This window comes from Amycolatopsis sp., assembly GCF_035276945.1.
Classification (GTDB): domain Bacteria; phylum Actinomycetota; class Actinomycetes; order Mycobacteriales; family Pseudonocardiaceae; genus Amycolatopsis_E.
In genome coordinates, this window is sequence record NZ_DATELF010000109.1 from 54,261 (window position 1) to 67,006 (window position 12,746).

The window sequence follows — 12,746 nt, forward strand, 5'->3', positions numbered from 1 at the left end:
GCTCGCCGAGGGCCGCACCAACCGGGAGATCGCCGCCGGCCCGTTCCTGTCCCCGCGAACGGTCGAGCAGCACGTATCGAACGTCCTGCGCAAAACTCGGCGCCCGGTCACGGACGGAGGTGGCCAGGCTGACCTCGTGACTCAGCCGCTCAGCAGGCCGCCGACCAGGTCGCCCAGGGTTCCGGTGATCGTGCCGGCCCCGTTGCCGAGCGCGCCCGGCGCCGGGGCGCCCGGGTTGCCGCTGCTGGTCGTCGAAGTGGCGTTGGGAGGCGGGTTGGGGGTCGTCTTCCCCGCGGACGACGACGGGCTGTCGCTCGTGGTGGTCGTCGTCGCGCTCTGGCTGCTGGACGATGCCGGTGGAGGCGGGTCGGTGGTCACCGCGGGAGGAGCGGGAGGTGGGAGAGGAGCAGGAGGCGCGAGAGGAACCGGAGGCGCGGGAGGAGCCGGTGGCTGGACGTCGTGCTTGGCCACGCCGCCCCAGGAACCGGAGTGCGAACTGCTTGCCGGCGCGCTGCCCGCCTGGGCCTCGACCGCGGACGGAGTCGGCAAAGTACTGGTCAACAGCTTCGAGTCGGCGTTGGCGGAGTCGCTGGCCGAGGTGGTGGGCGGGTCGATGGCGGGCCCGCCGTTGCCGCCCGGGATCGGAGCGGCCGTCTCCTGGAGCTGGCCGGTGCTGAGCACGGTCACGGCGAGACCGGCCAGCGCGGCGATACCGGCCGCGACGGCGCCCGCCTTGCCGATCCACCGGCGGTCCGTCTTGCCGGCGCCGGCGGGCTCGGGCCGGCCGTCGAGAATCCTGGTCTCGAACCGAGACTCGGCGGGCCCAGCGAACCCGGTCTCCAACCGGCCCTCGGCAGGCCCAGCGAACCCGGTCTCCAACCGGCCCTCAGCGGGCCCAGCGAACCTGGTCTCGAACGGGCCCTCGGCGGGGTCGTCGTCGCCGGACGAATCCTCTTCCGATGAGTCCTGTTCGAGTCCGTCCTCGTATCTGTCCTCGTAGAAGTCGACCGGGGGACGGTCCTCGCCGTTCTCCCGGCGAAGGAGCTCGGCCACCGGAATCAGGTCCGTCGGCGCGTCGTGCACGTCGCCGGCGGCCACGGGGAGTTCCTGAGCTATGCCTTCGCGGCGCAGGAGGTCCGCAACCGTCACCCGCCCGTCGTACTTGGACACGCCTCAAGCCCTTCCGTTCGTCACGTTCCGCAATATCATGACCGCCGTTATCAGTTTGTGTCATTAACAGTGAGAAACATCACGCAAACCTTCGACGTATCGTGCACGTCCGGTTGCGGAGCGCCCCGTCGTCATGGAAAGGCATGGGGGCAATACTGTGACGCATGGAGGTGGCCGATGTTCGCGCGTAACTCGTTCGGCTGGTTGGTGCGGGTCGCCGACTGGTTCGAGCAACGCGGCGTCTACGTGCCCGGCGAGGACAACCACACGGTGGACCCGTGGCGGGACTTCGGCTGGCTCATCGTGGTTTGGTTGATCGGGATCGGCGCTTTCATCCTCTTCTTCGCGGTCGCCAGCTGATAACCGGCGGGATCGCACTACGGGTGGCGGCGGTCACTGCTCGTGCCGCTCCGATCACGGATCGGCCACAGCCCTACACCATGTCTGCTTCAACCCCCCGATACGACTCGCCCGCGAGCGCCACGACGGCCAGAGTGGAGCGGGCCCGGCACCACCGATTACCCCGAACGGACCAGTTCCGGGCCCACATGACCAGTAAAGGAAGTGGCCTGGAGTGCGCACCCCGAGCACACTGCTGGCCGCGTTCACCTTGCTGGCGGTGACCGCTTGCGGTGCCGCCGGCCCGGTGAACAGCGGCTCGACGAGCACCGGCGGCCAGCCGCTGACCCAGGGCGCGACACCCATGCAGCAGACGATGTATTTCGGTGCGCAGTACCGGTTCGACGAGGGGCTGATAATCGGGGTGTCCACGCCCAAGTCGTTCCGGCCGAGCGGCAGCGCCTACCCGGCCAGTTCCCGGGCGGTCGCGTTCGAGATCTCCATCCGCAACGACGGCGACCAGCCCTACCAGCTCTCCGGGCTGTCGGTGTCGGCCACCGTCGCCAGCGTGGCGGCGAAACAGGTCCAGGACCCGACCCAGGGCTACAGCGGCATCATCGACGCCGGCAAGGACGTGCAGCCGGGCCGCGACACCCAGGTCACCCTGGCGTTCGCCGTCCCGGACCAGCCCACGCAACTGCAACTGTGCGTCCGGCCGTCGACGAACAGCCCGGCGGTCGCCGTCTACGGCGGATCGGCGTGACATAGGCTCGCTTCATGACCGACCAGCGACTGTCCGTGGGCGACGCGGCTCCCGATTTCACCCTGACCGACAGCCGGGGCAACAGTGTTTCACTCTCCGACTACCGGGGCCGGCACGTCGTGGTCTACTTCTACCCCGCGGCCGGCACCCCGGGCTGCACCAAGCAGGCCTGCGACTTCCGGGACAACCTTGCCGAGCTGAACGACGCCGGCTACCAGGTGTTCGGCATTTCCCCGGACAAACCGGAGAAGCTGGCCAGGTTCGCCGAGGCGGAGAGCCTGACGTTCCCGCTGCTGTCCGACCCGGACAAGACGGTACTCACCGCGTGGGGCGCCTTCGGCGAGAAGAAGAACTACGGCCGGATCGTGCAGGGCGTCATCCGGTCCACCTTCGTCGTCGACCCGGACGGCAAGATCGCCAAGGCGATGTACAACGTCCGCGCCACGGGCCACGTCGCCAAGCTCCTCAAGGACCTCGCGCTCGGCTCGGACTGACGCCAGCGCGTCGATTTCGACCCGGAATGCCGGGTGAACCAGGCCCTTGACCTGGACGAGCGAACTGGCGGGGACTACCCGGCGAAATGAATTCGTCGATAGTGCTCGCGCATTCTCTCACCTCATCAAAAGCGGCGACAGTTGTCCGAGTGTTCGATCCGGGTCGCCTACCCTGCGGGCGTGATCAAGCGCCTGCTCGTCGTCGCTTTCGCGGTTCCCCTGGTCCTCGCCGGCACGCCGGAGGCCGGCGCGGCCACGGCCGTGGTCCCCTCGTTCCAGACACGCGGCTTCGCCGACGATCCGGCCGCGAACCCGCCGGACGCCGACGATCCCGCCATCTGGATCAACCGGCGGGACCCGGCGCGACGCCTGGTACTCGGCACCCTCAAGCAAGGCGGGCTTGCCGCCTTCGACCTCCACGGCCACCAGGTGGCCTGGGTCCCCGCACCGCCCTCACCGGGCAAGGGGACGGCGCCGGGCCGCTTCGACAACGTCGACGTCATCGGCGAGCTGGCCGTGGTCAGCGATCGGGGTCGCGACCGGGTCAGTCGATCCCTCGGGCCTGCGAGACGTCACGGATCCGCACGCCCGTCCCGTCTTCGCCGCGTCGGAGTCCGAAGTGGACGAACAGCGGACGGCCTACGGCCTGGCGGCGGCGACCGGGCCGGACGGTGCGCGGCTGGTGACCGTGACCCAGCGGCATGGCACGAAAGATCGCGCTCCTGCGGCTGGCCGACCGGCCGGCCGGCACGATCGGGACGGAGCACGGGCTCCTAATGGTGCACGACGGCGAGCGCCGACCGGCCGCGAAGGCACCGGACGGCTCGGACCTGCCGACGACCGGGTTCGCCTTCGTCCGTTGGGAGCGCGTCTACAGCGCCTTCGAGCGGTAGGCCTCCAGCAACTGGCGTTCCGCGTCGTCGAGGTAGCCGGCGAGCAGGCGCTCGGCGGTCTTCCCGTCGCCGGTTCGCAGGGCGTTCAGGATCTGGGCGTTGCGATCGAGGTACGGCTCGTGGAACGGCTGAGGGTCGACCATCACGTGGAACACCAGGCGCAATTCGGCGAGCACCCCGCGCATCAACTCGTCCACCCTGGTGCTGCCGCCGAGGGTCATCAGCGCCTGGTGGAAGTGGATGTTGGCGGTGCCGAGCTCGCGCCAGGCCTGCCGCTTGGCCGCGTCCCTGCCTTCCTCGACCGCGGCCTCCACGGGACGCAGCGCGTCGCCGGGCGGCCCGGTCACCCCACGCACGATGGCACATTCCACGATCTTGCGTAGCCGGTAGAGATCGGCGACATCCTCGGCGGTCAGCACGCGGACGAACACGCCGCGGTTGAGCTCGTGCACGAGCAGACGCTCGTGGGTAAGCAGGCGGAAGGTTTCCCGGAGCGTGTTGCGGGAGACCTTCAGCGCGGTGCCGATGGCCTCCTCCGACAGCCGTGTGCCCGGCGGGAAATAGCCCTCGATGATGCGTGTGCGCAGGATGTCGGCAAGACGTTCGGCCGTGCTGGTACGGCCGAGCAGGGCCCGGTCGGATTCCAGCCCGGCATCCTGACCAGCCGTGCCCGGCAAGGCGTCGGTGCTCACGGCGCCTCCCATGTTCTCCGTGCAACACCCAGTTAACCAGCACCTCGCAGGATAGTCCAACCAGACAATCGGCCGAATGGTGTATCAGCTGGCATGAGTATTGCCATATTGTTGAACGATCTCTACGGTGAAGTCACCGAAGTCACCGAAGTCACCGAAATCCACCTCACAGTCCCGCGACCACCAGATCGGATGTGCGTGATGACGGAATCCAGCACTGCCGCACCTGCCCGGCGGTCGTTGCGCCGCGCGTTCCTGGCCAGCCTGTCCGGCACCACCCTGGAGTACTACGACTTCGCGGCCTACTCGGTCGCGTCGGCGACCATCCTCGGGAAGCTGTTCTTCCCCTCCACCGACGAATTCGCCAGCACCATGCTGTCGTTCTCCACCTTCGCCGTAGGCTACCTTTCCCGGCCGCTGGGCGGGTTCGTTTTCGGCAGGCTCGGCGACGTGCTCGGCCGCAAACAGGTCCTCGTGCTCACCCTGCTGCTCACCGGCATCGCCACGTTCCTCGTCGGCGTACTCCCGACCCACGCCACGCTGGGCGGGTTCGCCGCCGTGCTGCTGGTCCTTCTCCGCTTCGCCCAGGGCGTCGGTGTCGGCGGCGAATGGGGTGGCGCCGTCCTGCTTTCCAGCGAGTTCGGCGACCCGAAACGGCGGGGTTTCTGGGCCTCCGCCGCGCAGATCGGCCCGCCCGCCGGCAACCTGCTCGCCAACGGCGTGCTCGCGCTGCTGGCCACCGTCATGCCGGCCGCGGCCTTCGAGTCGTGGGGGTGGCGGATCGCGTTCCTGCTGTCCGGTGTGCTCGTCCTCTTCGGCCTCTGGCTGCGCCTCGAGCTAGAGGAAACGCCGGTCTTCCGCAAGATCGCCGAACTCGGCGAAAAGCCGAAGGCCCCGCTGACGGAGGTCTTCCGGCACGAGCCCCGCGCGGTGATCGTCGGCGTTCTCGTGCGGATCTGCCCCGACGTGCTGTACTCGCTGTTGACCGTCTTCGTGCTCACCTACCTGGTCAACCAGCTCCACCTTTCGCGGAGCGAAGGCCTGGCCGCGGTGATGATCGGTTCCGCGGTCCAGCTCTTTCTCATGCCCCTCGCCGGCGCCCTGTCCGACCGGTTCGACCGGCGCACCCTCTACCTGGCCGGCACCGTCGCCGCCGCGATCTGGCCGTTCGTGTTCTTCCCCATGCTGAACACGAAGTCCTTCGCCACCATCGCCATCGGCATGGTGGTCGCGCTGGCGATCCACGCCCTGCTGTACGGCCCGCAGGCCGCCCTGATCACGGAGCAGTTCTCACCCCGCCTGCGCTACACCGGCAGCTCGCTGGCCTACACCCTCGCCGGAGTCGTGGGCGGCGCCATCGCCCCGCTGGTCTTCACCGCCCTCCTCGCCGGCTGGGGCAGCTGGGTGGCACTAGCGCTCTACGTCGTCCTCACCGCTGTCCTCACCGGCACGGGCGCGCTTCTGGCCCGCAGCCCGGAAGTCGCCCGCCAGGAAGAAATCCTCGTCAAAGTGACCCCGTAACCGACCCGGTGGGGAGGCGATGGCCGCCTCTCTTGATATCCGAAGTGACGACCCCGCCCTCGAACGCCCGGCGCGATGACCACCGCCAACACCAGCTCAAAGGCCCGCACCGTCAAGGGCGAGAAGTTCGAGCACTGGTGGTGGCCGGGTCTGGCACGCGATCGACGACAGGGCCGCGTCCTCTGGATCATTCAGGCGGGAACAGGCCACCCCAGGCGAACCGACCGCTGACATCTCGAACTTCGACGAGCGATATGTGAGCCACTTGGCGGATATCTTTCCCAACGTCGAGGATTCGACTCCGGGTTTCACCGAGACCAAGTTTCCATTCGAACCGACAAGCAACCTTCCCCGCTCAAGCCCCACTCAAGAAAATCAACTTGGAGGCCATGAACGAGGAAATAGATCTTCGCCCGCTCCGCGGGAAGCAACTCGAACTCGTACTCTCCAGGCACGGCGTTTATGCCGGGTTGGACGAGTTGGGACCAGGCGTGGAAATCACATATGGCGTCTTGTGAGCTCCCGCAGCGAAGGCAGCAGGGCACCGAGGGCGCGGCCTCGGTGCGAAAGGGAGTCCTTCTCCCCCGGCTCCAGTTCCGCCGACGTGCGGGTCTCCCCTTCCGGGACAAAGATCGGGTCGTAGCCGAAGCCGTTGGTGCCCCGCGCTTTACGAGTCAACGACCCGCGCCATTCGCCCCGCACCACGGTCTCCGCGCCGCCGGGGACGACGAGCGCGGCCGCGCAGACGAAAGCCGCGCCGCGCCGCTCGTCCGGGACGTCCGTGAGCTGCGCGAGCACCAGGTCGAGGTTGGCCTGATCATCCCCGTGCCGGCCGGACCAGCGGGCGGACAGCACGCCGGGCATGCCGTTCAGCGCGTCCACGGTGAGGCCCGAGTCGTCGGCCACGGACGCGAGGCCGGTCACGCCGGCCGCGTCGCGGGCCTTGGCGAGCGCGTTCTCCTCGAAGGTCGCACCGGTCTCGGGAGCCTCGTCGAACTCCTCTACGTCGGCGAGCCCGAGCACTTCGACACCCGATCTACCCTCGGCGGCCAGAACCCGCCGCAGCTCACCGAGTTTCTTGAGGTTGCGCGTCGCGAGCAGCACGCGGGTCATTTCAGGCCCTTTGCCTTCTTCGCGGGCTGCGGTTCCGGCAACGTGCCCGGGTAGGGCTCGGCCAGCGCCTTGGACTGCTTGCGGGTCAGCTCTTCACAGCCCGCCAGCGCGAGATCCAGCATCTTGTCCAAAGTGGACCGCGTGAAGGTGGCGCCTTCACCGGTTCCCTGCACCTCGATCAGCGTGCCGGCGTCGGTCACGACCACGTTGAGGTCCACCTCGGCGCGCGAGTCCTCCTCGTAGGGCAGGTCGAGACGCACGCGGCCATCCACCACGCCGACGCTGATCGCGGACACCATCGCCGACAGTGGCTGCGGGTCGGCCAGCCGGTTCGCCGCGGCCAGCCAGGTCACGGCGTCGGCGAGCGCCACATATCCGCCGGTGATGGCGGCGGTGCGGGTCCCACCGTCGGCCTGGATGACGTCGCAGTCGAGGTGAATGGTGTTCTCCCCCAGCGCGGCCAGGTCGATGCAGGCGCGCAGCGACCGCCCGATCAGCCTGCTGATCTCGTGCGTGCGCCCGCCGATCCGCCCCTTGACCGATTCCCGGTCGCTGCGGTCATGAGTGGCCGAGGGCAGCATCGCGTACTCGGCGGTCACCCAGCCGAGGCCGGAACCCGTCCGCCACCGGGGCACGCCCTCGGCCACGCTGGCGGCACACAGCACCCTGGTCCTGCCGAACTCGATCAGCACCGAGCCGGCCGGCCAGTCCTGGTAGCCCCGCGTGATTTTCACTTCACGGAGTTGATCATCGTTCCTGCCGTCTTTTCGCACCACCCGGCCAGCCTAGATCCCCGCCGCGGTCCTCCGTCAGGCACGCCGCCTTCGCCACCCGCCCGGGATTCAGAGCTGGTACGTGGCGCCCTGCTCGACGACGTCGGCGCCCGGGAACTCGGCACGGGCTTCGGCCAGGATCGCGTCGCGGTCACTCCACGGCGCGATATGTGTGATCAACAGCCTGCTCACCCCGGCACGACGGGCGAGAGCACCTGCCTGCGTGCCGGAGAGGTGCACTCCCGCAGGCCGGTCCGGGGAATGCGTCCAGCTGGCCTCGGAGAGCAGGACGTCGGCACCGGCCGCGAGTTCCTCGAGCGCGGCGCACGGCCCGGTGTCCCCGGTGTAGGCCAGCGTGCGGCCGCCGTGGCTGAACCTCAGCCCGAACGCCTCGGTCAGATGGTCGACGGGCACGGGCCTGACCTTGAATGGTCCGATGTGGACACTCGTGCCGGGGAGCAGCGGGTGGAACTCGAACACGTCCGAAAGGTCGGTCGCCGCCAGTTCGGCGTCGTCCGGCGCGTAGGCCCTGGCCAGCCGGACCGGCGCGTTGTCCGGACCGTGCACCGGAAGCCGGGACGCCGACACGTCGTAGGGCGGCGCGGGATGGTAGCGTCGCAGCACGGTCAGTGCGGTGAAGTCGGCGCAGTGGTCGGGGTGCAGGTGCGTGAACACGAGCGCGCCCAGGTCGAACGGGTCGTGCCTGGCCTGCAACTCGGCGAAGGTGCCGTTGCCGAGGTCGACGCCGAGCAGGAAGCCGTCGGCTTCGAGCAGGTAGCCGGAAGCGGGTGCGCCCGGCCCGGGAATGCTGCCGGAACAGCCGAGAATCGTCAGTCGCACGGCCGATGTCCCCTCATGCCGCCGCCGCGGCGGAGAACGGGAATCCCATGAATCGCCGCGCCAGCCGCGCGAAGGGTTCCGGGGAGCCGGTGGCGATGAACTCGTGGCGAGAGGGAAGGCACGGCGGATCGTCCCGCTCGGCGAGAAGGTCGAGTTCGGTGAGCACCCGGACCACGTCCTTCGCTGTCTCCTCCGCGCTGGACACCAGCGTCACGTCCGGGCCCATCACGATCTGCAGTACCCCGGTCAGCAACGGATAGTGTGTGCAGCCGAGCACGAGGGTGTCCACTTCGGCGAGGAGCAACGGTTCCAGGTAGCCCTGGGCCAGTCCGAGCACCTGACGTCCGGACGTGATGCCGCGCTCCACGAAGTCCACGAACCGGGGACAGGCCACGCTGCTGGTCCGCACGTCCCGCGCGGCGGCGAACGCGTCGTCGTAGGCGCGGGACCGGATGGTGCCCTCGGTGCCGATCACCCCGATCCGGCCCGAATGCGTGACCGCGACCGCCCGCCGCACCGCGGGGAGCACCACCTCGATCACCGGCACGTCGTACCGTTCCCTGGCGTCGCGCAAGCACGCGGCCGACGCCGTGTTGCACGCGATGACCAAAGCCTTCACTCCGCTCGACACCAGCTCGTCGAGGTTGGCCAAGGCCAGTTCGCGGGCCCGCGCGATGGGCAGCGGGCCGTAGGGATTGTGCGCGGTGTCGCCGACGTAGCGCAGCTGTTCCTGGGGGAGCTGGTCGAGGATCGCCCGGGCGACGGTCAGGCCTCCGACGCCGGAATCGAACACGCCTATCGGAGCCTGGGCACTGATCACGCAGTGAGAGTACCTTTTGCCCGCTGCTTCCGGTCGGCTCTCGCCGCGATCCACGCCGCGAGCACGCCGCCGAGCGCGCCGAACAGGTGAGCCTGCCACGACACACCGGGGTTGCCCGGCAGCAAACCCAACAGCGTGCCTCCCCACAGCATCAGGAGCACGGCTGCCACCACGAGCTGGGCGAAGCTGCGGTTGAAGATGCCGCGCACCAGCAGGTAGGCCAGCCAGCCGAAGGCGAGCCCGGAAGCGCCGATGGTCGTCGTCCCGGAATCGCCGGCGAGCCAGACGCCGAGCCCGCTGACCACCCACACCGTCGCGGTCACCGCGATCCACCGCGCGATTCCGGTCGCCGTCGCGAGGAAACCGAACACCAGCACGGGAACGGTGTTGGCGAACAGGTGCGCCCAGCCGGCATGCAGCAGCGGCGCCCACGCCACCCCGTCGAGACCGGACAGCGTGCGCGGCCTGATCCCGTCGTGGTCCAGCTTTCCGCCCAGTGCGGCGTCGACCAGTTCGACGAGGTAAAGCAGCGCGGTGAAGGAAAGGACGACCAGGCCCGCGACCTTCGGATTCGGCGGCAGGACCCGGCTGACCGGCGAAGGCGGCGCCAAGGGGACGGGCTGCATGCTCATGCTCCCGACGCTACGTCCTTGCCTTCGTGCCCGCCTCGGGAGAAAACCCTGATTTCGTTCCCGGGCGTCCAGAGGGCTTGGGCGGCCTGCGGCGATGCCGCAAGCGCCCGACTGCCCACAGGGTTGCGACCAGGAGCTATCGCCAGACTGAAGTCGATCCAGCCCTGTAGTACTAGGCCCAGAGCTGGCCGTCGAGCCGTTCGGCGGCTTCGTCCAGCGTGCCGCTGTAGGCACCGGTGGACAGGTACTTCCATCCGGCGTCGGCCACGATGAAGGCCACGTCCGCGGGCTCGCCGCGGGCGGCGGCCTTCTCTGCGACGGCCAGTGCGGCGTGGAGCACCGCTCCCGTCGAGATTCCCGCGAAAATGCCTTCGTGCTCCAGCAGCTCCCGAGTCCGGCGCAGCGCGTCATAGGCGCCGACCGAGTACCGGCCGTTGAGCACATCAGGGTCGTACAGCTCGGGTACGAAACCCTCGTCGAGGTTGCGCAGCCCATAGACGAGTTCGCCGTAGCGCGGTTCCGCGGCGATGATCTGCACGTCCGGCTTCTGCTCGTGCAGGTACCGGCCCACCCCGACGAGCGTGCCCGTGGTGCCGAGCCCGCCGACGAAGTGCGTGATCGTCGGCAGGTCCTTGAGCAGCTCCGGCCCGGTGGTGCGATAGTGCGCGTCGGCGTTGGCCGGATTGCCGTACTGGTAGAGCATCACCCAGTCCGGGTTCTTCTCGGCCAGTTCCTTGGCGCGGCGCACCGCCTCGTTCGACCCGCCCGCCGCCGGGGAGAACACGATCCGCGCGCCGTAGGCCTGCAGCAACTGCTTGCGCTCGGCCGAGGTGTTCTCCGGCATCACGCACACCAGCCCGTAGCCCTTGAGCTTGGCGGCCATGGCCAGGGAGATACCGGTGTTGCCCGACGTCGGCTCCAGAATGGTGGAACCGCGGCGCAGCCTGCCCTCGCGCTCGGCGGCCTCGATCATCGCCAGCGCGGGCCGGTCCTTGATCGAACCTGTCGGGTTGCGGTCCTCCAACTTGGCCCACAGCCGCACGTCGTGCGTCGGGGACAGGCGAGGGAGACCGACCAGCGGGGTTCCGCCGAGCGCGTCGAGCAGGGACTCGTAGCGAGCCATCGGCTGACCCGAACTAGCGCCCGCCGCCGGCGACGGCGGGCAGGATCGTCACGGTGTCGCCGTCCTTGACCTCGGCGTCCAGGCCGCCCACGAAGCGCACGTCCTCGTCGTTGACGTAGACGTTGACGAACCGGTGCAACTTGTCCTCCTTGACCAGACGGGCCTTGAGGCCGCCGTGCCTGGACTCGATGTCGTCGATCACCTCGAGCACCGTCTTGCCGGACGCTTCGACGGATTTCTCGCCGCCGGTGTGCGTACGCAGGATGGTCGGGATGGACACGGTCACGGCCATATGGGTTACCTCCGCTTGGTTCTCTGTAGGGCAGACGTTCGGGGACCGGACGTTATTCCAGGATTTCCACGGGTTCCTCGGTGACGACCCCGTCGACGATCCGGAACGACCGGAACTCGTGGTGTTCCGGGTCCCGCGTGGAGACCAGCACGTAGTGCGCGTCGGGCTCGGAGGCGTAGGACACGTCGGTGCGGGACGGGTAGGCTTCGGTCGAGGTGTGCGAGTGGTAGATCACCACGGGTACCTCGCCGCCCGCGTCCATCTCCCGGTAGAGCTTGAGCAGGTCGCCCGAGTCGAACTCGTAGAACGTCGGCGACCGCGCGGCGTTGAGCATCGGGATGTACCGCTCCGGCCGGTCCGAATCCTCGGGGCCCGCGATCACGCCGCACGCTTCGTCGGGATGGTCCCTGCGGGCGTGCGCGACGATCTCGTCGACGAGGTCACGGCGGATGCGGAGCACGCTGCACATCTTACGTGCTGGACATGGGACGTTCACAGCGTGAGACACAGCACTACCACCCTCAACGGAGGCGCTGCGCGACTCACCTAGCCACAAGTGCCCGTGGTGAGCGCCCGGATCAAAGCCTCGCGGACGTAGGGGACCCAGTGCGCCGTCACATCCTCGTGGTCGAACGGCATCCTCGCCCACACCTCGTGGTCCGGCTCCCACCGGCGGCGCCGGAACACCGCCTGCGCGTGACCGTAGGTGATCAGCCAGTCCCACACCGCACGGCGGTTCATCGTGAAGGCAGGCTGGCCCTGCCATTCGGTGGCCACCCGCCACACCGCCCCGGTGACCTCCTCCCGCATGCCGCCACCGTGGCGCCGCCGGAAGTCCTCGCTGGCGTCCGGGGTGTCGTAGGCGTCGGGAAACAGGTCGTGGTCGGCGAGCCCCGGCTCGCCGGAGTCCGGAGCGAGCGCGGCGAGGAGGTCTTCGGCTACCTGGTGAAGGCATCGCGCGGCACCGGCCGACATCTCCACGAACACCCGGCCGTCTCCCGCCGGGTCCGCGGTCAGGAAATCGCCCATGCGGAACCTCGCCGCACGGTCGCCAGAAGTCCGCAGACCTGAATCCGCGCGACGAGTTCCTCGGCCTGTTCGCGGCTGTCGCACCAGGTCAGCTCGGCCTCACCGGCCAGGTCGGCGGTCAGGGCCAGTTCGAGCCCCCGTGCCAGCGGCAGGCCGCAGACCTCGTGCACCACGAAGGCGGTCACAGCGTAGCTGTTGACGTCATCATCGTGCACGATCACGGCCCAGGGCCGCTGCTCCGCCATAGCCATA

At 68.9% G+C, this 12,746-nt stretch carries 18 protein-coding genes; 6 read left to right on the forward strand and 12 right to left on the reverse strand.

Annotation, left to right across the window (positions count from 1 at the left end; all coding sequences use genetic code 11):
* Window positions 1–141 precede the first annotated feature (141 nt).
* Window positions 142–1,149, reverse strand: a complete 1,008-nt coding sequence (locus VJT49_RS19440) for a hypothetical protein (protein WP_324166272.1) — start codon at window positions 1,147–1,149, stop codon at window positions 142–144.
* A gap of 198 nt (window positions 1,150–1,347) precedes the next feature.
* Between VJT49_RS19440 and VJT49_RS19445 the strand changes: the two genes are divergently transcribed.
* From VJT49_RS19445 to VJT49_RS19465, 5 genes are all read left to right on the forward strand, one after another.
* Complete coding sequence (locus tag VJT49_RS19445; RefSeq protein WP_324166273.1) at window positions 1,348–1,530, forward strand: hypothetical protein; 183 nt, start codon at window positions 1,348–1,350, stop codon at window positions 1,528–1,530.
* Between the two features lie 214 nt (window positions 1,531–1,744).
* Window positions 1,745–2,272, forward strand: a complete 528-nt coding sequence (locus VJT49_RS19450; protein ID WP_324166274.1) for a hypothetical protein — start codon at window positions 1,745–1,747, stop codon at window positions 2,270–2,272.
* Between the two features lie 14 nt (window positions 2,273–2,286).
* A complete protein-coding gene (bcp, locus tag VJT49_RS19455) occupies window positions 2,287–2,766 on the forward strand; it encodes a thioredoxin-dependent thiol peroxidase (RefSeq protein ID WP_324166275.1) in 480 nt (159 codons plus the stop codon).
* Between the two features lie 261 nt (window positions 2,767–3,027).
* Window positions 3,028–3,543, forward strand: a complete 516-nt coding sequence (locus VJT49_RS19460; protein ID WP_324166306.1) for a phytase — start codon at window positions 3,028–3,030, stop codon at window positions 3,541–3,543.
* On the forward strand, window positions 3,468–3,659 hold the full coding sequence (locus VJT49_RS19465; RefSeq protein ID WP_324166309.1) for a hypothetical protein: 192 nt from the start codon (window positions 3,468–3,470) through the stop codon (window positions 3,657–3,659). Before VJT49_RS19460 ends, VJT49_RS19465 begins: the two co-directional genes overlap by 76 nt.
* Here VJT49_RS19465 and VJT49_RS19470 read toward each other — a convergent pair.
* Complete coding sequence (locus tag VJT49_RS19470) at window positions 3,638–4,351, reverse strand: GntR family transcriptional regulator (RefSeq protein WP_324166276.1); 714 nt, start codon at window positions 4,349–4,351, stop codon at window positions 3,638–3,640. The genes VJT49_RS19465 and VJT49_RS19470 overlap by 22 nt on opposite strands.
* Window positions 4,352–4,543: 192 nt before the next feature.
* Between VJT49_RS19470 and VJT49_RS19475 the strand changes: the two genes are divergently transcribed.
* Window positions 4,544–5,872: an MFS transporter gene (locus VJT49_RS19475; protein WP_414636037.1), complete on the forward strand. Its 1,329-nt coding sequence runs from the start codon at window positions 4,544–4,546 to the stop codon at window positions 5,870–5,872.
* Window positions 5,873–6,370: 498 nt separating this feature from the next.
* On the opposite strand, the gene rdgB is transcribed toward VJT49_RS19475, so the two are convergent.
* From rdgB to VJT49_RS19525, 10 genes are all read right to left on the reverse strand, one after another.
* Window positions 6,371–6,985 (reverse strand): RdgB/HAM1 family non-canonical purine NTP pyrophosphatase, encoded by a 615-nt coding sequence (gene rdgB / locus VJT49_RS19480; RefSeq protein WP_324166277.1) that lies wholly within the window; start codon window positions 6,983–6,985, stop codon window positions 6,371–6,373.
* Window positions 6,982–7,761: a ribonuclease PH gene (rph, locus tag VJT49_RS19485; RefSeq protein WP_324166278.1), complete on the reverse strand. Its 780-nt coding sequence runs from the start codon at window positions 7,759–7,761 to the stop codon at window positions 6,982–6,984. Before rph ends, rdgB begins: the two co-directional genes overlap by 4 nt.
* A gap of 66 nt (window positions 7,762–7,827) precedes the next feature.
* Window positions 7,828–8,598, reverse strand: coding sequence for an MBL fold metallo-hydrolase (locus VJT49_RS19490; RefSeq protein ID WP_324166279.1), 771 nt, complete (start codon window positions 8,596–8,598; stop codon window positions 7,828–7,830).
* Between the two features lie 13 nt (window positions 8,599–8,611).
* Window positions 8,612–9,418 (reverse strand): glutamate racemase, encoded by an 807-nt coding sequence (murI, locus tag VJT49_RS19495; protein WP_324166280.1) that lies wholly within the window; start codon window positions 9,416–9,418, stop codon window positions 8,612–8,614.
* Complete coding sequence (locus VJT49_RS19500; RefSeq protein ID WP_324166281.1) at window positions 9,415–10,050, reverse strand: rhomboid family intramembrane serine protease; 636 nt, start codon at window positions 10,048–10,050, stop codon at window positions 9,415–9,417. The genes murI and VJT49_RS19500 overlap by 4 nt, the downstream gene beginning before the upstream one ends.
* A gap of 172 nt (window positions 10,051–10,222) precedes the next feature.
* The gene (locus VJT49_RS19505) at window positions 10,223–11,173 is read right to left on the reverse strand and encodes a cysteine synthase (protein ID WP_324166282.1); all 951 of its coding nucleotides are present in this window, start codon (window positions 11,171–11,173) and stop codon (window positions 10,223–10,225) included.
* A gap of 13 nt (window positions 11,174–11,186) precedes the next feature.
* Window positions 11,187–11,465: a MoaD/ThiS family protein gene (locus VJT49_RS19510; protein WP_324166283.1), complete on the reverse strand. Its 279-nt coding sequence runs from the start codon at window positions 11,463–11,465 to the stop codon at window positions 11,187–11,189.
* Between the two features lie 52 nt (window positions 11,466–11,517).
* On the reverse strand, window positions 11,518–11,925 hold the full coding sequence (locus VJT49_RS19515; RefSeq protein WP_324166284.1) for a M67 family metallopeptidase: 408 nt from the start codon (window positions 11,923–11,925) through the stop codon (window positions 11,518–11,520).
* A gap of 86 nt (window positions 11,926–12,011) precedes the next feature.
* On the reverse strand, window positions 12,012–12,494 hold the full coding sequence (locus VJT49_RS19520) for a hypothetical protein (RefSeq protein WP_324166285.1): 483 nt from the start codon (window positions 12,492–12,494) through the stop codon (window positions 12,012–12,014).
* Window positions 12,479–12,739, reverse strand: a complete 261-nt coding sequence (locus VJT49_RS19525; RefSeq protein WP_324166286.1) for an ATP-dependent Clp protease adaptor ClpS — start codon at window positions 12,737–12,739, stop codon at window positions 12,479–12,481. Before VJT49_RS19525 ends, VJT49_RS19520 begins: the two co-directional genes overlap by 16 nt.
* Window positions 12,740–12,746: the final 7 nt, after the last annotated feature.